Here is a 21,479-nt window from a genome sequence, read left to right as displayed (position 1 = left end):
CATCGCGCGGGCTGGGGCGCACCGAGGCCGTCATGGTGGCACCGGGGGCACCGCCAAGACGGACCGGCTTCAGGGTAGAACCGGCGGGGCCCCACCCGGTCGACCGGGTTATGCCGGGCGTACGCGGACAGGAGCAGACCGGGAACCGAGCTCAGTGCTCAACGACTCGGCAGCGTCAACGTTCCGAGCAGCCGCACCCCGGACAAACCGGTGGCGCTCGAAGGACGGGCCTCGTAGGTTGTGCGCCCGTGACTGACGACCCGAAGACGCGTCCGGATCCCTACGGCCTCGGCCGGGTGTTCAACGAGGTGGCCGAGCTCTACGACCGGGTCAGGCCGGGCTACCCGGACGAGTTGTTCGCGGATCTGGTCGCCATCACCGGCCTGGATGAGAGATCGTCGGTGCTGGAGGTGGGCTGCGGCACTGGCCAGGCCACGCGATCGCTGGCAGCGCTGGGAGGCTCGGTGACCGCCGTCGAGCCGGGCGCAGAACTGGCCGCACTCGCTCGCCGCCGGGTCGCCTCGTTTCCCCATGTCGAGGTGGAGACATCGCGGTTCGAGGAGTGGGACGACCGTGGCCGACGCTTCGACGCCCTGGTCGCTGCGTCGTCGTGGCACTGGGTCGACCCGTCGGTCGGCTGGCGGCGGGCGCACGAGGTTGTCTCGCCCGGAGGCTGGATGGCGCTGCTGGGCCATGTCGTGGTCCGCCGACCGGGAGAGCCGGAGGTGTACGCCGAGAGCGCCGATCTGCACGAGCGGTTCTCTCCGGGGAACCCCGACTGGGGTCATCCGCCGCTGGAGGACGAGGTGCGCGCCACCGACGAGGGGTGGGGCCTGGTCGAGGACCCCGGAAGGCTGTTCGGCCCGACCATCGTGCGCTGGTATCCGACGGTTCAGTGGTTGACCGGGGACGGCTTTGCCGACCTCCTTCGCTCGCAGTCGCTGTATCGCAGGCTCGACCCAGAGGTCCGTGAGCCCCTGCTGGACGCTGTCGCCGAGCGCATCCGCACACGGATGGGGGACCGGGCACCACGCCGCTATCTGAGCGTCCTGCGCGTCGGACGGCGCGCCGGGTGAGGTCAGGGAGCGTCTTTGGCACGCCCTGAAGCCGCACACCATCCCTGGCCGGCCGCACCCCCTCGCAGCGATGGCGGTTTCCGTCCCGTCCGGACCGGTCCGTGAGAGCACCGGCGATTGAGAAGGTGGCCGCCGGGGGGACACATGGCTGCGTGATCTTGGCGAGGTGAGGTGGTGATGTGCGGGTGGGTGGTGCCGTGCGCTGGTTGCGTCGGTATCCGGGTGGCGGTGGCGGCGCCCGTGGTGGGGGGCGGCTGCGGTTCGTGGTGCTCGGGAGCCGGCCGGCGCGGGGAGTGGGTGCGGTGGCGCGTGCCCGCAGGGTGCGGACGGCAGGCCAGGGGGCGGGCGAGGGCGTGGTGGTGGCCCGGGGGCTGAGGGTGGGGGCTGCGTACGGGTGGCGGCTGCTGGTGGTGGGGGTGGTCGCGTATGCGGGTTTTGTGATGTTGGGGCGTTTGCAGCTGGTGGCTGTGGCGCTGTTTCTCGCTCTGGTCGTGACGTCAGTCCTGCGTCCGCTCGTGGATCTGCTGGCGCGGTGGCTGCCGAGGGTGCCGGCGGTGGTGGTGGGTGTCGTGGGCAGCCTGATCGCGGTCCTCGGTCTACTGGCGCTGGTGGGTGAGCTGGTGGCGAGTGAGTGGGGCCGGCTGGGGCGGGAGTTCGGCGGGGGAGTGGGGCGCATCGAACGGTGGCTGCGGGGGGCTCCCTTCCACGTGAGTCCCACGGTGATGTCGGATCTTCAGGGCAAGGTGGGCTCTTTCGTCTCCGCGCATCGCTCGGCTCTGGTCAGCGGTGCGGTGAGCGGAGCCGGGCGGCTGGTCGAGGTGCTGACGGTCGGGGCGCTTGCGCTCTTCTGCTCGGTGTTCTTCATTCATTCCGGTGACCGGTTGTGGCTCTGGTTTCAGGGGGGACTGCCGCGGCGGGCACGGGATGCGTTCGGCCGTGCGGGCGGTGCGGCGTGGCGGACCTTCGCCGGGTACACGCGGGGCATCGTGATTGTGGCGGCCACCAATGCGGTGCTGGTCGGTATCGCCCTGTTCGTGCTGCGGGTGCCGTTGGCGCTGCCACTGACGTTGCTGGAGTTCTTTGCCGCGTTCGTCCCGCTGGTGGGGTCACCGATCGCGCTGGCGGTGGCCACGGTGGTGGCCCTGGCCTCGCGCGGCCCGGTCATCGCGATCGTGGTGCTGGCGCTGATCGTCGTCGTCGGCCAGATCGAGGGCCATGTGCTGCATCCGCTGGTGATGAGCTGGGCGGTGCGGCTGCATCCGGTGGTGGTGGCCGTCTCGGTGATTGCCGGCGGCGTCCTGGCCGGGGTGGTCGGCGCGGTCGTGGCGGTGCCGATGGTGTCGGTGGCGTGGGCGGTGGGCAGCGAACTGCGCGGCCCCTGGGCGAGGAGCGGAGAGGCGCGGGAGTCAAAGGGCTCGTAGAGACGCAGCATGTGGCTTCCCACGGCACCGCAGACAGGGAGCCTTCGTGCCCGGCGAAGCGCTGATCGCGGAGACGGGCCGAGGTGTTCATCGCCGAGGCCGTACTCAGCGGTGCCGTGGCGTGATGCAGTCTCTTTCGAATTCGGCGGTCTCCGGATGTCGAGATCGTGTGATCGGCTTCGTCCCAGGGACATCAGCGGCCATCACCGGCCGTCCGAGGAAGAAGGAGAAACCAGCATGGCGATTCAGCGGATGGACAACGTCGGCATCGTCGTCGAGGACATGGATGCCGCCATCGCGTTCTTCGTGGAACTCGGTATGGAGCTGGAGGGCAGGGGGGAGATCGAGGGTCCCTTCACCGACCAGTGCACCGGACTCGACGGCGTCCGCTGCGACATCGGGATGCTCCGGACGCCGGACGGTCACAGCCGGCTCGAGCTGGCCAAGTACCACAGCCCCGCGGCGATCAGCGCCGGGCCGCGCAACCGACCGCACAACATCCTGGGCACGCACCGCGTCATGTTCGCCGTCGACGACATCGAGGACACCGTTGCCCGCCTGCGCCCTCATGGCGCCGAACTCGTCGGCGAGATCGCCCGGTTCGAGGACAGCTATCTGCTCTGCTACGTCCGCGGCCCGGAGGGCATCATCGTCGGACTGGCCGAGCAACTGCGCTGAGAGGGCCGCCGGACCAGGACGGAACCCCGAGCACGTCAGGAGCGCGGGCCGGACGGTGCGGGTACTTGGGGGCCGCTGGAGAGCGTTGCGCTGCTGGTGCTGTTGTCCCGTGCGATGGGGGCGGTCCCGGACCTGAGAACCGCGGCAGCCTTGCCGGCCGCACGGCTCCCGCCTGGGGCATTGGCCGCTTCACTCGGCTCCGAGCCGCCGTTCGATCGCCGCGTGACGGGAAGCAACCGTTGATCGTGAAGATCCCTCTTGCTCAATAGGTTGTGGGCAAGGTGGTAACGGGAGGTGGTTGTGTCCCTGACCAGCACGTCATTCTTCGCTGTCCTCATCGTCGCGACGGTCGTGATGATGGTCGGCGCGATTGCGCTGTGGCCGAAAGTGCGGGGGCCCAGAGCGGTGCGCTGGCTTGTGCACGCGGCCATGATCGGCCTGTGTCAGCTCACAGCCATCGGTGTCGTGGCCACCTGGATCAACAACAGCTACGGCCTGTACGCGTCCTGGGACGACCTGCTCGGCAACGAGAACACCAACGCGGTCGCGATGCCCGGGCCTCCGGTCCACCGGGCGAAGTTCAGCAAGAGCACCAAGGGCGGCGTACTGGACACGTATTTCCACGGCCGGCGATCCGCGCTGTCCGGTGAGGTGCTCGTGTGGACGCCGCCGCAGTACGACGAGCCCGCCTACGCGAAAAAGCGGTTCCCGGTCATCATGCTGCTGCACGGTGTCCCGGGATCACCCCAGTCCTGGCTGGAGCACGGCGGTATGCCGGGTGCCTTCGAGGATCTGGTCAAGCAGAACAAGGTCCACCCCTTCATCCTGGTGATGCCGGTGGTCAACCCGGGCAGCGTGGACACCGACTGCAGCGACCTGCGCAACCGCAAGGTGGCGACCTGGATGGCAGCCGACGTCCCGGACCTCGTCAGCCACAAATTCCGCACGCTGCCAGGCCCGCGGGCCTGGGGCCTGATGGGTTTCTCGACCGGCGGGTTCTGCGCCGCGAAACTGCCCCTGCAGTTCCCGAAGGTCTTCGGAGCGGGCGCCGCCCTCGACCCCGATCCACTGACCGGCGACGAGTCCGTACTGCCGGACCCGGCCGTGCGCAGGCTCAACAGCCCGGCGTACCTCGTGCGGCACACCAAGGCCCACGTCAAGCTCTTCCTGGCAACCTCTCGGCAGGACCGCGCCAGTCCGCCGTCGTACATCGAGGCGTTCCAGGCGTCCGCCAGGGGCACCCCGGTGGAGGTGCGCACCCTGGTGCTGCCCAGCGGCGGGCACAACTACAACACCTGGTCGGCGGAGTACCCCGCGGCGTTCGGGTGGCTCAACCAATGGCTGTCCGCACCGCACTGAACGCCCTACGACTGCTGCCAGGGCCGGCGGGACGGCAGACGCGCCGGCCGCGCGGCTTCGACCAGGAGCAGTACGAGCCCCTTCGACAATCGGGTCTACGTCTGCCACGGCACCGTCGAAGTGGCCGATGGCGGACCACAGGCCCGATTCGTCGTTGCTCACGGTGACACCGCCCTCGTAGGCCTGGGCGGTTGGTCGAGGTCGTGGGCAGGTTGCCGTCGTCAGAGGCGCCCAGGCGCAGCGGCAGCGTCGGGCCCGACACAGGTCGGCAGCCGGCCGTACAAAAACGTAACAGCATTTATACAAGTACTGTTACTGTGCGCGCATGGCCGACACCCGTGCGCTCGACCCGACACAGCAAAGCCTCTGGCGGCCCCTACGGCTGCTCCAGGCGTCCATGGATGCCGACATCGCCAGGATCTACTCCGAGCGGCAGATCGAGGGGCTCAAGCCCAGCTTCGTCATGGAGTTGCTCCGGCTTCACGCTTGCGGACCCATGACCATCGCGGAACTGGCGGAGTCGGTTCAGCGCACACATTCGGCACTCAGTCAGAAGGTCGCAGCGATGCGCACGGCAGGCTGGGTCCAGACCGTCGTGGGCGACGACGCACGCACCAGGCAGGTGACGCTCACCGACAAGGCCCGCCGCGTTGTGGATCGCCTGGCAGCGGAATGGCGGGCCACCGAGGCTGCCGTCGCTGACCTGGAAGCCGAGATTCCCTACCCGCTCTCCCAGGTGGTCACCGATATCGAGCGGGCTCTGGAGCGCAGGAGTTTCCACGACCGGATCGCCGAGAAGCTTGCGGAGGATCCCGCATGGGGCTGAGACGCACGCTGATCGACGTGACTCCGTTACGGTCGTCACCACCGTTCCGGCGGTTGTGGCTCGGCCAGACGCTGTCCGGTTTCGGCGGCCAGATGACGCTCGTGGCCGTCATGTTCCAGGTCTGGCAGATGACGAAGAGCCCCGCCTGGACGGGCGCCGTCGGGCTGGCCCAGGCGATTCCGCTCGTCGCGCTCGGACTGTTCGCCGGCTCGCTCGTCGACCGAGTGGACCGCCGGAAGTTGTACCTGCTCACGACCAGCGGACAAGCCCTGTGTTCGCTTCTCCTCGCGCTCCAGGCCATTCTTGGGCGCACATCTGCCGCCGGTGTTCTGGGGCTGGTCGCGCTTCAGTCCTGCTTCGGCGCGGGCGGCGGTCCGGCCACGCGCACCCTCATCCCGCACCTACTGCCCAAGCACCAACTGGCCGCAGGACTCGCGTTGAGACGCATCGCCTTCCAGAGCGCCCTGCTGCTCGGCCCCACGCTCGCCGGACTGCTCGTCGGCGGACTGGGAGTCAGCGCCTGCTACCTGATCGACACCTTGACGTTCGGCGCCGCGTTCTACGGCGCCTTCGGCTTGCCGCAGTTGGACCCCGGAGACGAGCCCGCACGGCCCGGTCTGCCGGGAGTACTGGATGGCCTGGCCTTCTTGGGACGCACCCCCGTCATTCGCGCAGCCCTGCTCACGGACCTGGCCACCACCGTGCTGTCGATGCCCATCAGCCTGTTCCCCTTGATCAACGCGGAACGGTTCGGCGGCAACCCACGCACCCTCGGACTCTTCCTCACGGCCCTGGCCGTCGGCGGCGTTACAGCGTCACTCTTCTCCGGAACCTTCACCCGTCTCCCGCGCCCCGGCCTGGTCATGCTCGGTGGATCCGCCGCCTGGGGTGCAGCGTTGACGCTGTTCGGTATGTCACCCGACCCGTGGATCGGTCTGGCCTTCCTCGCCATGGCCGGCGCCGCCGACACGGTCTCCGTCGTCTCCCGGAGCACCGTCGTCCAGATGCACACCCCCCAGGAACTGCTCGGCCGCGTCAGCGCAGCCGAACAGATCGTCGGGCAAGCGGGGCCCGACATGGGCAATATGCGCGGCGGCCTCTTGGCAGACGCCGCCTCGGGAGCAGCAGCCCTCATCAGCGGTGGCCTGCTCTGCCTCGGAGCGGTGGCCATGGTGGGCGCCACGACGCCAGAACTGCGCCGCCTTTCCGCACACTCCTCTCATGCTGAGACAGTCCCGGCCGACTCCTGAGCCTGCTCCACAGGACTGGCGTGGGAGTGTCGCATCGACGGCGACGACTCGTCATGACGCAATGACCTCCGGCCGTCTACGGCGCGAAGTCACCCCACTCAGGGGCCGCCGCCGGCCCCTGCCTGGGCCCTTGGAAGACGACCTGGCGATTCGTCCTCCTCGGAGCCTTCACAAAACATCCAATGTTTAGCGTGGCCGTCAGGGTGCTGTTCGGGCCACATCCTGACGTGACTCACGAACTTGTGTCGCAAGGCTAGACACGGGCAACGTTCATATCCGTTAATCCATCCCATGTCGCAGTGGAGACGACCGATGAGGCCGCCTTGCCCAAGCCGCCGAGACCGGGTGGCGTTCCGACGAGCTGACCGCGCTCTGAGGTGCCACGTCGCTGCCGCCAACTAGGTGTGGCGCGGGACTCGGTCGCTCTCCAGGCTGCAGCGCGCTCGATGTTTCGACCGCCGTTCGGTATTACGAACGTAACTCAAGGGATGCGAGGCCTTCATGCGCACAAGTCGACCAAGCCGCAGACATCGGTCTGTGGTGCTCGCCGCTGTGGTTGTGGCCCTGGTCTCCTTGGCGGCGATGCTCGTCGCCAACCCGGCTCAGGCGGCCACCAGTGGCGCCTTGCGTGGTACCGGTTCCGGCCGGTGTCTCGACGTGCCGAACGCCGGGCAGGCAGACGGCACCCTCCTGCAGATCTGGGACTGCACGGGCGGCAGCAACCAGCAGTGGACGCTGACGGACAGCAGTCAGCTGACCGTGTACGGCAACAAGTGCCTGGACGTTCCGGGCCACGCCACCACGGCCGGGACCCGCGTGGAGATCTGGGCCTGTAACGGTGGCACGAACCAGCAGTGGCGGGTGAACACCGACGGCACGGTCGTCGGCGTGGAGTCCGGGCTGTGCCTGGACGTGTCGGGGGCCGGTACGGCCAACGGCACGGCGGTGCAACTCTGGAACTGCACCGGCGCCGGCAACCAGAAGTGGACCGGCCTGTCCGGGACGTCCAACTCGTGTTCTCTTCCGTCGACATACCGGTGGAGCTCGACCGGTCCGCTGGCGCAGCCGGCGAACGGGTGGTACTCGCTGAAGGACTTCACCAACGTGACGTACAACGGCAAGCACCTGGTCTACGCGACCAACTCTTCGGGTTCGGGGTGGGGCTCGATGGCGTTCAGTCCCTTCACGAACTGGTCCGACATGGCCTCGGCCACCCAGACCGGCATGAGCCAGGGCGCGGTGGCGCCCACCCTGTTCTACTTCGCGCCCAAGAACATCTGGGTACTGGCCTCACTGGGGTGGGGCACTGCCTGGCCCTTCACCTACCGCACATCCAGCGACCCCACCAACGCCAACGGCTGGTCCGCGCCGCAGCCGCTGTTCACCGGCAGTCTCCCCACCGGGAGCGCGATCGACCCGACCCTGATCGCCGACGGCCAGAACATGTACATGTTCTTCGCCGGTGACAACGGCAGCATCTACCGGGCGAGCATGCCGATCGGGAACTTCCCGGGCAGCTTCGGCTCGTCGTACACGACGGTCATGAGCGACACGGTGAAGAACCTCTTCGAGGCGCCGCAGGTCTACAAGGTCCAGGGCCAGAACCAGTACCTCATGATCGTCGAGGCGCGGGGTGCAAGCGAGCAGCGTTTCTTCCGCTCGTTCACGGCCTCCAGCCTGAGCGGCTCATGGACCCCGCAGGCCGCCACCGAGTCCAACCCCTTCGCGGGCAAGGCCAACAGCGGTGCCACCTGGACCAATGACATCAGCCACGGCGACCTGGTCCGCAACAACCCCGACCAGACCATGACCATCGACCCCTGCAATCTGCAGCTCCTCTACCAGGGCAGGTCCCCCAGCTCGGACGGCGCCCCCTACGAGCAGCTTCCGTACCGACCGGGCGTGCTGACCCTGCAGCGCTGATCCGCCAACGCAGCCCCAACCGTACGTAGGTACCGCTGAGTGCCGTAGCGACCGGCTACGGCACTCGTCTGCTGCCGTGTTTCGACGCGAGAGCGGTAACGGCCACCTGCCCCAACACGCCCACGCCTGTCCTGGGACAGGCGTGGGTTCAGTCTGCTCTGGCATTCCGAGAACACCGCCCCTCTCCTCGACGAACCGTCGTAGCCGAACGACCGGATGAAGGCCGACGACGCCCAGCGAAAGGCCTGCGAGGGAACGGCCCTGCTCTGGCAAGGCGATTGCACCGATTGGCTCCCCGCCCGTCCGGCCGGCCCCGTCGAGCAAGGCGTCTACGACCCGGACAGCGCCAGCCCCGGCCGGGGCGACCTGAGGGCCGGCCCAACCACGTGGGGCCGCACGCCGGGTGGTGCCCACCACCGATGTTGTCCCGGGATCTGAGCCCGGACGCGGCCCAGATCCCGGTAGCGGGGGTCATCCGGCGATCAGCGTGGTCCACTTCTGGTTGGTGCCGCCGTTGCAGTCCCACAGTTGGAGCTGTGTGCCGTCGGTGCTGGAGAAGCCCGGAACATCGAGGCAGCGGCCGGAAGCCGGGTTGCGGTAGCCGCCGTTGTAGGGCTGCCATACCTGGTTGGAGCCTCCGTGGCAGGCCCAGAGCTGCACCTTGGTGCCGTTGGCGGTGGCCCCGCCGGCGGCGTCGAGGCACTTGCCCATGGAGCGCAGGGTGCCGTCGGTGTAGGCGGACCAGAGCTGGTTGGCGCTGTCGCCGCAGCTCCAGATCTGGACGGCGGTCCCGTCAGCGGTGCCGGCGCCGTTGACGTCCAGGCACTTGCCCGAGATGCCGGACTGCACGCGCGCCGGGGCGGGAGCGGGGTTCCTCAGCCAGCCGGCGCCGTCCGCGGACTGGATGCCGCGGTGGAAGGCATCGGCCATCTTCTGGTAGCCCGCGTCGTTGGGGTGCAGTGGGTCGGCCAGGTCGGCCGTGGTCAGGCTGCTCATGTCGACGAATGCGACGTGTCTGCCCGCGGCCTGGGCGTCGCTGACGATTTGCCGGGTGGCCTGGTTGTACGTGCCCCGGAACTGTTCCTCCGAGCTGCTGGTCGACACGACCAGGGAGGCGACGAGGACGGTTGCGTCGGGCACGTCGGCCGTGATCTGGTTGACCAGCGACCTCAGCCGTGAGATGGCGGTGTTGACCTCGGAGGCCCCTTGGAGGTCGTTGGTACCGATGTGCAGCGTCACGACGTTGGGCCGGTAGCGGGTCAGTGAGGCATCGGCGAGGGCCGCTATCTGGTCGATGCGGTATCCGGAGTGGCCTTCGTTGTCGGGGTCGGACATCGTACCGTTCCGCCCAGTGCCCACGAAGTCGAGTGGATGGCCGTCAGCCGCGAGCTCGTTCCACAACGGCCCGCGGTAGCCGTTGCCCGTACTGCTGCCCACGCCCCAGGTGATCGAGTCGCCCAACGGCATGAGCCGCAAGGGCGTGTTGGAGGCGGCGGAGGCGGGGGCCACGCCTGCTGCCGTCAACCCGAGTGCGACAGCGACAAGCGTGATCAGCGGGAGTAACCAAGATCTTTTCATGCAGCGTCCCTTCTGCGAGTGAAAAGCGCACCCGTATGGCTACCACGATCCCGGCTGGGACATCCCATGAATACTCAGAAATCTGCGATATGTGGCATGGATGCGCTGCGTGTTGGCTCAATCTCCCTGTTGACATCCCATGTATTACCGCACCGGGCGTCGTGTGGAGCGGCGAGGGGTGAGGATCGGTTCGGCGCGTCTGCGCCGGTCCACGCCGCTGCGGGCGTTGATGACCGCGATCAGCAGATCGACTGCTTCGGCGCCCACCTGGTCCGGGCGGAGGGTGACGGTGGTGAGGGGCGGGGTGGTCGTCGCGTAGTCGGGATCCTCGCTGATACACCCCACCAGCAGGTCTCGCGGCACCCGCAGTCCGTGCTGCCGGGCGGCGGCGAGGATGTTGTGGCCGGAGTCGGAGTACACGCCTATGACCGCGTCGGGTCTTGGATCATGACGGAGCAGCCGGCTGACCGCGTCCTGTTCGGTCGTGAAGTAGTCGGGCAGTGAGGCGAATTCCTCGACGAGGACGGGCGCAGCGTGCTCCTCGCACCAGGACCGGTAGGCGTCCACGATCAGATGCGGGTACGCATCGTCGTGCACGGCAGCTCGCCGTCCCCGGTGGGAAGCTGCATCTGCTCACCGGGCGTACAGGGGAGGGGAGTTCGCCGTTCGAGCCGTACAGTCTCCAGGCCCTCGTTCCCGACGTGTCCGAACGCGACGTGTACGTCTGCGGCCCGCCCGCGATGACCGCGGCCGTGCTCAGCTCCCTGCGCTCGCTGCAGGTTCCCCGGCGGCAGGTCCACGCCGAGCGGTTCGGTCTGGCCTGAGCCGCCCGCACGGCGATCGGCTGAAGACGTTGGGCTTCATGGATCATCCGCGAGAAGTTCAACTTCCGCGCCCCGCGACCGGCCCGGACGAACACCAGGATCGATCAGGATGAGACCGTTCTCTGAGCACGACTTGGAGAAGATGAATTGACACAGGGAGAAACGATGAGCGTTCTTGACGGCATCCTCGCGGGAGTTCGCGAAGATCTGGAGGAGCGCAAGCGTGCGACGCCGCTGGCGGAGCTGCGCTCCCGGGTGGCGGACGCGGAACCCGCGCTCGACCCGCTGCCCGCTTTCCGGGCGCCCGGGGTGTCCATCATCGCCGAGGTGAAGCGGAAGAGTCCCAGCAAGGGTGCGCTGGCAGACATCCCCGACCCCGCCTCCCTCGCGGCCCAGTACGCGGCCGGCGGTGCCGCCGCGATCAGCGTGCTGACCGAGCGCAGGCGTTTCGGTGGCTCGCTCGCCGATCTGGACGCCGTGCGCGCCCGGGTCGACGTTCCCGTCCTGCGCAAGGACTTCATCGTCGACCCCTACCAGCTGTGGGAAGCCCGTGCGCACGGCGCCGACCTCGCACTCCTCATGGTGGTGTCACTCGACGACGGCCAACTCGCCGACCTGATGGGGTTGTGCAAGCAGTTGGGTCTCACGCCGCTCGTGGAGGCGCACACCGCCGACGAGGTTCGGCGTGCCGCTGCCGCGGGAGCCGAGCTCCTCGGCATCAACGCGCGGGACCTGACGACGCTGGACGTGGATCGCAAGGTGTTCGCCGACCTGGTGACGGCCATTCCGGACGGCACGGTCAGGGTCGCGGAATCGGGAGTGGCGGGCCCGGAGGACGTCGCGGAATACCGCGGTTGGGGAGCCGATGTGGTCCTGGTCGGCGAGGCGCTGGTCCGCTCGGGCGACCCGCGCACCGCGGTGCGCGAGTTCATCGAGGCGGCCGGGGCGTAACGGCGTCCGGCTCGGTCAGCGGCACCCCCCGCAACTGCCGAACGAAGCTGTCGCACTGATTCCGGCTCGGGCACCTGCTCCCGCGCGGGCTGCGGTTCTGCGTCAGCGGCGGGAGCGGGCGGCTGTCGTCAGCCGGTTTCTCGGGGAGAGGTCGGCCGCTGCGCCACCCCGCCCGGGACGCTCGCCGGCCGACTGTCGCCCTTGCTCGGGCTCGGCGGCCCTGCCGCGGTGACTTCTCACCACGCGACGGGGCCACGCGCCCAGGCTCATGGAGTCGACGGGCCGGGGTTGCGGCGCAAGAAGACGGCGACGGAGCAGGCGGCCGGCGTCTGCAGAACGAGCCTGCCAACCGCGCCGAGGGATGTTCACCCTGCCGGGCCGGCATGCGGGTCGGACCAATGTGTCGCTGATCGACGCGGGCGAGGCTGCGGCCAGGGGGCGTGCTCGAAGGCTTGCCCGCCGCCGGCCGCCCCGGCGCGAGGCTCGCGCAGTCAGCGCGCACGGAAGCGGCTGCTAGACGGGAACGGGGTCGGGATCGCCGCCGACCGAGAAGACTGCGGCTCGGAGACACTGTTCAACACGGTTACATTACCGGTCGCGATTATTCTGCCTTGTACCCTTAAATCCATATTATGCCGCACATAGGTGCACGTTCAGCAATCGAAATGACACCGGCTTGACAGGTGTCTTCTCTCGGCTGATGCTGATACTCCTGACCGATAGGAGGCACTGTGGACGAGCACGACGAGTACCTGTACTTTCTCCGCCGAGCCTTCGACGGCATGCTCGGCGCCCTGGAAGAGCTGGGTGATGACCTCGGCAACACCGCGCCGCACCTGCCCGGCGCCAACTCCCCGTACGCCATCGCGTACCACTGCGTCGCCGTGGCCGACTACTGGCTGGGCCACGTGATCGCGGGGCGCCCCGTCGAGCGCGACCGTTGCTCCGAGTTCACGGCGAAGGGGGACGTGCGGCAACTGCGGACGCACGTCGACGCGCTCTTTGACCGCCTGCAAGCAGACCTCTGCGAGGCGCTGCCGTCGCAACCGCCGCGCAACACACCCCCCGCCGACTTCGAGGGACCGGACCGTCCGCTGAGCGTGCGGGGCGTCCAGCTTCACGTACTGGAGGAACTGGCCCAGCATCACGGGCAGGTGCAGATCACCCGCGATCTGCTGCGGGCGGGGGTCCCGGCATGAGGCCCGCACCGGCTCGGAGGATGCCCGGCTTCGACGACCTCGACCTCGACGGGCTGCGCGTTCGCGGCAGCGTGAAGTGGCACCGTCCGGAGCGAGACGTCCTGCCGGCGTGGGTGGCCGACATGGACTTCCCCACCCCGCCGCCGGTGGTGGCCGCGCTGCACGAGGCCGTCGACCGCCATGATCTCGGTTACCCGGACTGGCCGGACGGCAGTCCGCTGCGCCCTGCCTTCGCCAAGCGGATGGCCGAGCGCCACGGATGGGCCGCATCGGCCCACCGCGTGCGCGAGCAGACCGACCTCATCCAGTGTCTGCAACTCGTCCTGCACCTTGCGACATCGGACGGGGACGCGGTGGCGGTGCACATTCCCAACTACCCACCGTTCCTGGCGACGTTGCGGACGATGAACCGGCGGATCGTGCCCGTCCCGATGCACGACACCGACGACGGCTGGCGGATGGACCTCGCCGCCCTGGACACCGCGGTGAAGCGGTCCGGCTGCAAGGCACTCGTCCTGGTCAACCCCCACAACCCCACCGGCCGGGTGCTGACGGCCGAGGAACTCGGCGAGATCGCGGCCATCGCCCGGCGACACGATCTGCTCGTCATCAGCGACGAGATCCACGCCGAGCTGACCTACGCCCCCCACCGGCACATCCCCTTCGCGAGCCTGTCCGACGACGCCGCGCACCGCACCGTGACCCTGACCTCCGCGACGAAGGCGTTCAACCTGGCGGCCATCCGCTGCGCCGTCACCCACTACGGCCCGGACCGCCTCCTCGCGCTGCGGGACGCACAACCGCCCGACCTGTACGGCACTGTCTCACCCCTCGGTGTCGTCGCCACCCTGGCCGCGTGGGAGCACGGCGACGCCTGGCAGCGCGATCTCCTGACGGTGTTGGACCGCAATCGTCGGCGCGTTGGCGAGGTGGTGCGCGGCCGGCTCCCGCTGATCCGCCACCACCTGCCCGAGGCCACGTACCTGGCATGGCTGGACACCCGGCCGCTCGGCCTGGGCGAACCGCCGGTGGAGAAGGTGCTCAGGGACGGCCGGGTCCTGCTCGACGGCGGCACGCCCTTCGGAACGGGCGCCGAGGGGTTCGTGCGGCTGAACTTCGCCACCTCGCAGCAGGTGCTCGACGAGATCCTGGGCCGGGTCGTCGACGCACTGGGCGGGCGGGAGGGGTGACGACGGTGCCCAACGCCACCTGGCACGATGGCCGTGTGGATGATTTCGTCTTCGTCAGCGGGCGGCTGTCCCTGGACCTCGCGGGCACGCTGCTCTGGCGACGAACCCGACGCACCGAACTGCTGCGTTCTCCCGACGACCTGCGACGCTGGATCCACCAGGCCGGACTGCTCGACGGGCCCGGCCCTCTGGACGCACGTGCCCTGTCGAGAATGTGCCGTCTCAGGGAAGCGGTGTACGCGATGGTTGGCGCATGGCCCCTGACACCGCCCGCGGACAGCGAGGTGCGGGAAGCCCTCGCCGAGGTGAACGAGGCGGCCCGGCTGCCGCTGCCGAGGCTCCAACTCGACGAGGACGGTCGCCTGACACGGGCCGGGGGCATCGACGAGGTGCTCGGCGCGGTGGCACGGGACGCAGTGGACCTTCTGGGCGGCACCGACTTCACTCGCGTGCGGGAATGCCTCAACGAGGACTGCACCCGGCTGTTCGTGGACCTGTCGCGGTCCGCCAACCGCCGCTGGTGCGGTATGAGCGAGTGCGGGAACCGACACAAGGTGGCCAACTACCGCAAGCGGCGGCAGGGGACAGCACACTGACCACCTCGAGCATCGCCTGCCGCACTGGCGGCTGCGGGGCCCTGACTATGGCGCCGACCCATTCGCCGTACGATGTCTGACGTCTACGGGGGCAGACACATGTTGCGCGCCACCGAGGACTGGCCCCAGGTGGCTGCCGCGGCGGACGCCAGGGACGACCGGCGGACCGACCACATGCAGCCATCAACGAACGGCTATGACACTCATACGGCTCGTTCCATGCACACCAGTTGGTCCCGCTCGTCCCACGACTCGGTGACGGTGAATCCGAGCCGCTCGTACAGGGCGATCGCGCCCGCCCGCCACTTCCACACCGAGAGCCGCACCGCGCTGACGCCGCTTTCCGCGGCGTGCACGAGTGCGGCACTGACCAGGCTGGACGCGATGCCCTGCCCCCGGAACGCCGGGTCCGTCCAGAGTCTCTTCACCTCGGACCGTCCGTCGCCGCAGGCGGTCACCACCAGGCAGCCCACCGCGGTGCCCCCGCTCACCGCCAGTAGCACGACATCGTCTACGAACACGGTCTGCGGATCCGCGATCTCAACCCGGTAGCGATCCGGCAACCCCTCGACACCGGAGACGGGCTCACCCTTCTCGGCCTGCGTCTGCAGATGGTAGGCCGCCAGCAGATCCGCCGGCCCATCCTGGGCGGAGGGGGCCTGACCTGGCCAGCGGACGATGGCAACCTCGGGTTGATCAGTCATGACGTGAGCATCGCATGAACGCCAAGGCCGCCCCACGGGCACAGGGGCAGTGTCTGGCGGGGCACCTCCGTCTTCCTGGCGGTCACCATCACGGCCAGGACGCGTGCTGTTGCGTGATCAGAGTCGACATGTCGGAGAACCCGACAAGCCAGGTGGGCTCTGCCTCCCGCAGCTTGTCCCAGTCGAGCAAGGGGAGCAGGTCGATCGCGGTCTCTCCGCCCCAGGGCGGCACGATGGCCCTGACAGTCGGGTCGGTCAGCATCGACATCAGCTCGCTCGCGCGGTCAGCGGCGGAAGCGCTGACGTGTCCGGAGCCGTCCATGCACCGGCCGACGACGACCTCGTATCCGCGGTCCTGAACGTCACGAACGGCGACGTTGAGACGCTCACGCAGTTCCTCGGCGACCCCGCTCGACGGAGAGGTGACACCAACACGGTCACCAGGACGCAGCGGAGATGGGTATCGAACAGCCATGCGCTGGATTTTGGCATGGTGCCGTACCCGAAGAACACCGAGTTCTCACGCGAGCGAGGTGGTGCAGCGCCTACGCTGCGCGCATGCGGGAGTTGACGTTGCGTATCCGGGTGGCTGCGTATGTGCTGCGTCGGCGGGCGGGTGGGTCCGTGGAGTTACTCGTGTTCGACCACGACGCGGACCTGCCGCCCGGCACGCACGTCCCGGCGGGGGGAGTGGCTCCTCAGGAGTCACTGGAAGAGGCAGTGCTGCGGGAAGTCGAGGAGGAGTGCGGGCTGACATGCGTTCGGGTGCTGCGTCCCCTCGCGGAGGAACACACCCCGCACCCGATCCGCCGCTTTCCCCGCCACACGACCTTCTTCGCACTGGAGGTGGACGGCGATGTGGAGGTGCCGGATGCGTGGGACCACCACGTGACGGGCGGGGGGCGCGACCAAGGCATGACATTCCATTGCCGATTTGAGCGGCTGCCCCTGGCATTCCCTTTGGCGGACGGTCAGGATGCCTGGCTGGATCGTCTGGAGGCATGACGCCCGGTCCGGTCCCCGATGCTCGGCGGTGCCTTCTCAGGCCGTCGCCGCAGGGCGTGGGGCCAGGAACAGTGGCCACGCCTGCCCGGAATGGAGGTCGGCCACGATCTGCTGGGGTGTCACCTCGGCCGGAGCCTTCAGCACAGCCGTCACATCGAGGGCCTGTTCATAGCGGCATCCAGCGACACGAGTGCTCACCCTCAGCAGCCGGACCACGTCCGGTTCGACAGGCGGGCGTTCATCGAACCCGGCTGCGTCAATGGCCAACGCCTCGAGTACGGCCCGGTGGACAACGATCTCAACGGTCAGGACGTCCCCTTGCAGGTGCCGCTCGGCCCAGCCGTCCGTCCCGACGAGCATGAGACAGTCCTCGCCCTCGTACGCGTACGAGAAGAGTTCACCGACAGCGCGTTCCTGCGGCGTCCCCAACGGATCTATCACCACGGCGACCACGACCGCTTCCGGGGCGTCCGGATCCATACCGCTGCGCACCCAAAGTTCTGCCACTTGTGAGTCCCTGCTTCCCCTCGGGTCGCTCCCACCCGACGACCACGAGATCCTGGCCCCTTCGAGGGAACCGACCCCGTCATCCAAGCACCGTCTCGGGTTCGCCGCCTCCATGACGTCGGTGATGAGCCGGCGACTGGCCGCCGCCGGCTCCTCATTGGCTTTGTCGCCCGTACCGCCTTCGAGTGGGGGGCGATCCTCGGTCGCCGTCGCAGAGATCAGGCCACCGTGAATCGCTCGAACGTGGCCATGCCCCGTGCGCCGTTCCAGCCGTTGGCCGCGGTCATGAACACCCCGATGTCCTGTGCAAGTGCCGCACCCGTCGGCGTGGCGGTGCCCACCGTCGTCCAGCTGACGCCGTCCGTGCTGGCCTCCCCGATGTACGAGGCGCCGGACCTGGTCAGCCGTAGCCGCACCGGCGCGGTGAAGGAGCCCGCCAGCTCGATCGAGTCGAAACGGCCGTCGCCGTCGGAGTCCCAGCTCAGTGCACACCCGTTGGACGGTGTGACCGCCAGGTTCACATACCCCGTACTTCCCTGAGCAGCCAGGTCGTTGCGGACGACGAGACCCGCCCGCGCCCAACCTCCGGTCATGTCCTGCGCGGTGACCGTGACCTCGCCGACGGTCTTGTCGAGACAGGTCCCCGCCCGGTACACCGCCCCGAACTCATTGGTGGCGCCCCACAGGTCGGCCCCGGCGCCCTCGATGGCGATCTCGTCGCCCGACTGGCCGAACACCGCGTCATTGCAGGAGACCGTACGGTACGGAGCGGTGACCCCGGTTGCGGCCAGTAGCCGTATCGGCGCGACCGCCTTTCCGCCGCCCCCGTACGCCGCCGCCGCGACGACCTGGCCGACCAGTTCCGTCGGCTTGCCCTTCAGAGAGACCTCGAAGCGGGCGGCGAACGTACCGCCGGCCGCCACCGAGGCCCTGCGTACCGGATCGATGGGCTTCGCCGTCATGCCCTTGGGGACGGTGAGGGAAAGGGTGACGTCTCGCGCCGCCGTGAAGCCGTTCCTGTTGGTGAAGGTGACTGTCACGGCCGTGGGCGTGCCCTCGGCCACCGCTGCCCGGTCGGCCGCCGCGGTGAGGGCCGCCTGGTGGGGAGTTGCGGCGAGCAGATCGCGTACGCGGCGGGCCAAGGCGTACGGGGAACCGTGGGGTTCGGTCGGGTGTGTCTCGTGGGCGTGCGCCCAGCGGTCCTCCAGGGCGAACCAGTCGATCGTCGCGGGGTCCTCTCCCTTGGCGAGCGCGTCGAAGTACGTCTTCCAACGGGTGCGGTACAGGCCGCCCACCAGCCCGGACCACTCCCGGTTCGCGTAGTCGTGCAGGCCCTCGTCGCTGCTGGCGCGTCCACCCCACGTGGTGAGCAGGGAGCGGACGTCGTATTCAAGGCGGTCCTTCTCGGCCTGGTCGGCGCCCCAGGCGCGCGCGTCGGCGAGCCACCGCCCGAGCAGATGCGGGCCGGAGGTCGCCAGCAGGTCGTCGAGGAGGTCCATCCAGCTCAGCCAGGTGCTGGTCAACCTGCCGAAGAGGGCGCCGTCCCCCGCCTCGTGGGCGGCCTTGATCTGCGGCAGCAGCACCCGGCTGCGGTTGGACAGGACCTGCCGGGCCACGTCGACGACGTCGTACCGGTAGGCCGAGCTGTTCCTCAACTCGGACCGCACGGCGAGGAGTTCGGTGAGCGCGGTGTCGAAGGCCGTGGTGTCGTAGCGGTCCTTCTCCGGGCCCCAGGCGGCGGCCTTGTTCGCCGTCAGGCTCGGACGGGCACCGAACAGACCGTCGGGCGCCTCGCTCCAGGAGTCCGCGCGGGACATGCCGTACGCGGTGTCGCGGATCGTCCGCCAGGCCGCGACCGCGTGCCGGTCGGGGCCGCCGTAGCGGGAGAGGGCGTACGCGGTGAACCAGTCGTCCAGGTCGACGGTGCCGGGCGTCCAGGCGAGGTCCGTCAACAGGGCCAGGGCGGGCGCGTTGTTGTCGGCGGCCTCCGGCATCGCCGCGATACCGGCGAGTGAACTGCCGTCCTTGTCCCGCCACTTGGGGTACTGCTCCACCCAGTCCGGGGCGTTGGCGCCGATCGGGGTGTGCCCGCCGAAGTTCCAGATGCTGCCGAAGGCGTACGGCGTGCCGCCCCAGTCGCTCTCCCGGTCGGTGACGGTGGTGTAGCGGTCCGACAGGCCGTCCACGATCAGCATCCGGCTCTTGTCGACGCCGTCGAGCAGCGCCCGGGACGGGTTGGTCTGCCAGCCGAGGATCGCCCAGACCGCCCCCGGATGTGCTTTTTGCAGCGCCGCCTCGACGGCCTTCGCGGCCTCACCCACCGGCACGTCACCGGGGTTGCCGCCTTCGTGCAGCAGGTCCATCTTGTACATCGTGCTGTCGCCGAACCGCTCCGACTGGGCGCGGTAGAAGGCGGCGGCCACCTCGCGGAAGGCCGTGGTGCGCGGGTCGAGCCAGTCGGGGCGTTTGAAGCCGCCCCAGGTGCCCTGCGCCACCACCCTCGCGTCCCCGCCGTGCTGGGCGGGGAAGCCGTCCGGGACGGTGCCGTAGTAGCCCGGCAGGACCGGCGTCATGCCCAGGTCGCGAATCCGCTCGACGATCTTCTCGGCGAGCGCGGCCCGTCGCTCGACGAGCCGCCGGGAGACCGGTCCGCCGAAGCCCGACATGTTCTGCAGCAGCCACCAGGGCTGGTGGGCGGGGGCCGGGATCCAGGCGCGCAGCGCGGCGTCGGAGTACCCGAAGCGGCGGAAGGTGTCGTAGTACACCGCGTCGCCGCCGATGTAGACGAGGACCCGGTTGACCCCGTGCAGGGCCAGCACGTCCAGCTCGCGGTGCCAGGCGTCCCAGTCGCGATAGGCGCCGGTGTAGCCCTCGTTCGTGTCGTTGAAGGCGAACCGGTGCGGCACGTTCGCCGTCCCGGTGATCTCCTCGGCCGGCGCGGGAAGGGCGCGCGGCAGGTTCAGTTGCTCGCCGGTCCAGGAGACGGAGGCGTGCGCGGTCCGCCGCAGATAGGTGTGCAGGCCGGTGAGCAGCACTCCGGTACTGGTTCCCTCCACCGTGATGTGCCCGGCCCGGCCGGTGACCCGGAAGCGGTCGGTGTTGCCGTCGAGGGCCCGCAGGGTGATCTGCCGGTGGTGGTCGGGGAGCAGCCGCTTCAGCGCGGCTGCGGCGGGGGCGATGTCGAAGGGGGCGCCGCCGGCCGCGTACGCGCCCTGCGGTCGGGCCAGCAGCGCGGCACCACCCAGCGCCACCGCGCCCGTGAGGATCCGTCTGCGGGTGACACCGGTGATGCGGAGATCGCCTCGGTTGTCGTGCATGAACATCCTTCCGGCAGAGCTCAGTTGACGCTCAGTTGACCGTCATGGCGAAGATGTGCAGGGCGGGGACGCCCGACTGGAGGCCGTCGCTGACCTTCGGCAGGACCAGGGAGCGCAGTTCCTTGCCGGCCGCGAGGTCGACGCCGAACGTGAACAGGCTGACGGGACTGTCGTCGCGGCCGGTGGCGATGTGGCGGTAGGGCACGACGACCGCGGCGGAGGGGCTCGCCCCGTACCAGTCCTGGACGTCGACGGAGAAGGGCTGTTCGGTGCCGTCGGCGTAGACGACCTTGCCGTCGCCCCTGCCCGCGCCCCAGGTGCTGGTGCCGAGGAAGGACAGGCGGGATCCGGAGCCTGACAGCAGCACGGTCTGGCCGGCACTGATGACGTTGTCGAGGTTGCCGGGCGCGGTGTCCGGCCAGGTGAAGGAGACGCCGCCGTACGTGACTTCGGCACCCGGGGCCAGCCCGACCGACGCCAGCGCCTCGGCGGACAGGCTGGAGTGCGAGCCGTCGATGTCGGCGACGGTGAGGGCGTCGTCGGAGGCGATCCCCGCGTTGTCGAAGGCTCCGGCGAGCGAGCGGTACGGCAGCAGGACGGAAGAGGTGGCGCGCGTGCAGTCGGAGCCGTGACGGTGCACGTCGAACAGGGCGTGCGCGGTGAACACGATCCGTCCCTCGGCGTCCTGGGCGAGCCGGGTCCGCCAGGTGCGGGTCACCGACCGTCCGGGCGTGAGACTGCCCAGACTGTCCGGTTCCCCGGTGTCGTTCACCGCGAGATGGAGCACGGTGCCGCGCAGCGCGATCCGGGTGGAGTTGGTGAGAGTGGCGGTCAGGGTCACCGCCTTGCCGGGTTCGGGGTCGGAGGGGGTGACGGTGAGCGAGACGGGCGGTGGGAGGAAGTCCTCCTCGGCACGGTAGGCGGTCATCGGTGGGTGTCGAGGGATGCCCTCGTGGGCCGGTAGTCGGGGATGCCGCCACTGATCGCGCGCGCGGCACCGGGCGGGGCGAGGAGCACAGCTGAGCCGAGGGCCGTGGCCGTGGTCAGGAAACGTCTGCGGCTGACGTTCACAGGG

General features: G+C 69.2%; 20 protein-coding genes and 2 pseudogenes. 14 read left to right on the top strand and 8 right to left on the bottom strand.

The genetic code is table 11. The features are described from left to right. Nucleotides 1-248 precede the first annotated feature (248 nt). The 8 genes and pseudogenes from ACIBW9_RS35730 to ACIBW9_RS35695 form a co-directional block, all read left to right on the top strand. A complete protein-coding gene (locus ACIBW9_RS35730) occupies nt 249-1,076 on the top strand; it encodes a methyltransferase domain-containing protein (RefSeq protein WP_398961158.1) in 828 nt (275 codons plus the stop codon). Nucleotides 1,077-1,378: 302 nt separating this feature from the next. Further along, nucleotides 1,379-2,497, top strand: coding sequence for an AI-2E family transporter (locus tag ACIBW9_RS35725; protein ID WP_398961156.1), 1,119 nt, complete (start codon nt 1,379-1,381; stop codon nt 2,495-2,497). Between the two features lie 237 nt (nt 2,498-2,734). Then, a complete protein-coding gene (locus tag ACIBW9_RS35720) occupies nt 2,735-3,175 on the top strand; it encodes a VOC family protein (protein ID WP_398961155.1) in 441 nt (146 codons plus the stop codon). 300 nt (nt 3,176-3,475) lie between these two features. After that, nucleotides 3,476-4,534, top strand: a complete 1,059-nt coding sequence (locus tag ACIBW9_RS35715; RefSeq protein ID WP_398961153.1) for an alpha/beta hydrolase — start codon at nt 3,476-3,478, stop codon at nt 4,532-4,534. Nucleotides 4,535-4,859: 325 nt separating this feature from the next. Continuing rightward, a complete protein-coding gene (locus ACIBW9_RS35710; RefSeq protein ID WP_398961151.1) occupies nt 4,860-5,360 on the top strand; it encodes a MarR family winged helix-turn-helix transcriptional regulator in 501 nt (166 codons plus the stop codon). Then, nucleotides 5,351-6,610 carry an MFS transporter gene (locus tag ACIBW9_RS35705; protein WP_398961150.1) on the top strand — a complete coding sequence of 420 codons (1,260 nt, stop codon included), beginning with the start codon at nt 5,351-5,353 and terminating at the stop codon, nt 6,608-6,610. The genes ACIBW9_RS35710 and ACIBW9_RS35705 overlap by 10 nt, the downstream gene beginning before the upstream one ends. A gap of 501 nt (nt 6,611-7,111) precedes the next feature. Continuing rightward, nucleotides 7,112-8,533, top strand: a complete 1,422-nt coding sequence (locus ACIBW9_RS35700; protein ID WP_398961149.1) for a non-reducing end alpha-L-arabinofuranosidase family hydrolase — start codon at nt 7,112-7,114, stop codon at nt 8,531-8,533. 126 nt (nt 8,534-8,659) lie between these two features. Continuing rightward, nucleotides 8,660-8,812, top strand: a pseudogene (locus ACIBW9_RS35695) (methyltransferase); the annotation flags it as partial. Nucleotides 8,813-9,004: 192 nt separating this feature from the next. On the opposite strand, the gene ACIBW9_RS35690 reads toward ACIBW9_RS35695, so the two are convergent. After that, a complete protein-coding gene (locus ACIBW9_RS35690; RefSeq protein ID WP_398961148.1) occupies nt 9,005-10,111 on the bottom strand; it encodes a ricin-type beta-trefoil lectin domain protein in 1,107 nt (368 codons plus the stop codon). 144 nt (nt 10,112-10,255) lie between these two features. Then, the gene (locus ACIBW9_RS35685; RefSeq protein WP_398961147.1) at nt 10,256-10,708 is read right to left on the bottom strand and encodes a substrate-binding domain-containing protein; all 453 of its coding nucleotides are present in this window, start codon (nt 10,706-10,708) and stop codon (nt 10,256-10,258) included. A 104-nt stretch (nt 10,709-10,812) separates the two neighbouring features. On the opposite strand from ACIBW9_RS35685, the gene ACIBW9_RS35680 reads away from it, so the two are divergent. From ACIBW9_RS35680 to ACIBW9_RS35660, 5 genes are all read left to right on the top strand, one after another. Next, nucleotides 10,813-10,935, top strand: coding sequence for a hypothetical protein (locus ACIBW9_RS35680; RefSeq protein ID WP_398961146.1), 123 nt, complete (start codon nt 10,813-10,815; stop codon nt 10,933-10,935). 165 nt (nt 10,936-11,100) lie between these two features. Next, nucleotides 11,101-11,886 carry an indole-3-glycerol phosphate synthase TrpC gene (trpC, locus tag ACIBW9_RS35675; RefSeq protein WP_398961145.1) on the top strand — a complete coding sequence of 262 codons (786 nt, stop codon included), beginning with the start codon at nt 11,101-11,103 and terminating at the stop codon, nt 11,884-11,886. A gap of 731 nt (nt 11,887-12,617) precedes the next feature. Next, complete coding sequence (locus tag ACIBW9_RS35670; RefSeq protein WP_398961144.1) at nt 12,618-13,085, top strand: DinB family protein; 468 nt, start codon at nt 12,618-12,620, stop codon at nt 13,083-13,085. A gap of 20 nt (nt 13,086-13,105) precedes the next feature. Next, a complete protein-coding gene (locus ACIBW9_RS35665) occupies nt 13,106-14,275 on the top strand; it encodes a MalY/PatB family protein (protein WP_398961143.1) in 1,170 nt (389 codons plus the stop codon). Between the two features lie 35 nt (nt 14,276-14,310). Beyond that, on the top strand, nt 14,311-14,871 hold the full coding sequence (locus ACIBW9_RS35660) for a CGNR zinc finger domain-containing protein (protein ID WP_398961142.1): 561 nt from the start codon (nt 14,311-14,313) through the stop codon (nt 14,869-14,871). Between the two features lie 203 nt (nt 14,872-15,074). On the opposite strand, the gene ACIBW9_RS35655 is transcribed toward ACIBW9_RS35660, so the two are convergent. Continuing rightward, complete coding sequence (locus tag ACIBW9_RS35655; RefSeq protein ID WP_398961141.1) at nt 15,075-15,575, bottom strand: GNAT family N-acetyltransferase; 501 nt, start codon at nt 15,573-15,575, stop codon at nt 15,075-15,077. Nucleotides 15,576-15,687: 112 nt separating this feature from the next. Next, nucleotides 15,688-16,050: pseudogene (locus tag ACIBW9_RS35650) on the bottom strand (LD-carboxypeptidase); the annotation flags it as partial. 83 nt (nt 16,051-16,133) lie between these two features. On the opposite strand from ACIBW9_RS35650, the gene ACIBW9_RS35645 reads away from it, so the two are divergent. After that, on the top strand, nt 16,134-16,580 hold the full coding sequence (locus ACIBW9_RS35645) for an NUDIX domain-containing protein (RefSeq protein ID WP_398961140.1): 447 nt from the start codon (nt 16,134-16,136) through the stop codon (nt 16,578-16,580). A gap of 36 nt (nt 16,581-16,616) precedes the next feature. Here the strand turns inward: ACIBW9_RS35645 and ACIBW9_RS35640 are convergent, their stop codons facing one another. From ACIBW9_RS35640 to ACIBW9_RS35625, 4 genes are all read right to left on the bottom strand, one after another. Beyond that, complete coding sequence (locus tag ACIBW9_RS35640; RefSeq protein WP_398961139.1) at nt 16,617-17,087, bottom strand: hypothetical protein; 471 nt, start codon at nt 17,085-17,087, stop codon at nt 16,617-16,619. Nucleotides 17,088-17,305: 218 nt separating this feature from the next. After that, nucleotides 17,306-20,404, bottom strand: a complete 3,099-nt coding sequence (locus ACIBW9_RS35635; RefSeq protein ID WP_398961138.1) for an alpha-N-acetylglucosaminidase TIM-barrel domain-containing protein — start codon at nt 20,402-20,404, stop codon at nt 17,306-17,308. A gap of 31 nt (nt 20,405-20,435) precedes the next feature. After that, complete coding sequence (locus ACIBW9_RS35630) at nt 20,436-21,332, bottom strand: beta-glucosidase (protein WP_398961137.1); 897 nt, start codon at nt 21,330-21,332, stop codon at nt 20,436-20,438. Next, on the bottom strand, nt 21,329-21,475 hold the full coding sequence (locus ACIBW9_RS35625; protein ID WP_398961136.1) for a twin-arginine translocation signal domain-containing protein: 147 nt from the start codon (nt 21,473-21,475) through the stop codon (nt 21,329-21,331). The genes ACIBW9_RS35630 and ACIBW9_RS35625 overlap by 4 nt, the downstream gene beginning before the upstream one ends. Between the last annotated feature and the right edge of the window lie 4 nt (nt 21,476-21,479).

The sequence above is a fragment of the Streptomyces sp. NPDC049541 genome (assembly GCF_044465725.1).
GTDB lineage: Bacteria > Actinomycetota > Actinomycetes > Streptomycetales > Streptomycetaceae > Streptomyces.
The sequence above is the reverse complement of the archived record's forward strand: the minus strand, read 5'-3'. Positions and strand labels throughout refer to the sequence as shown.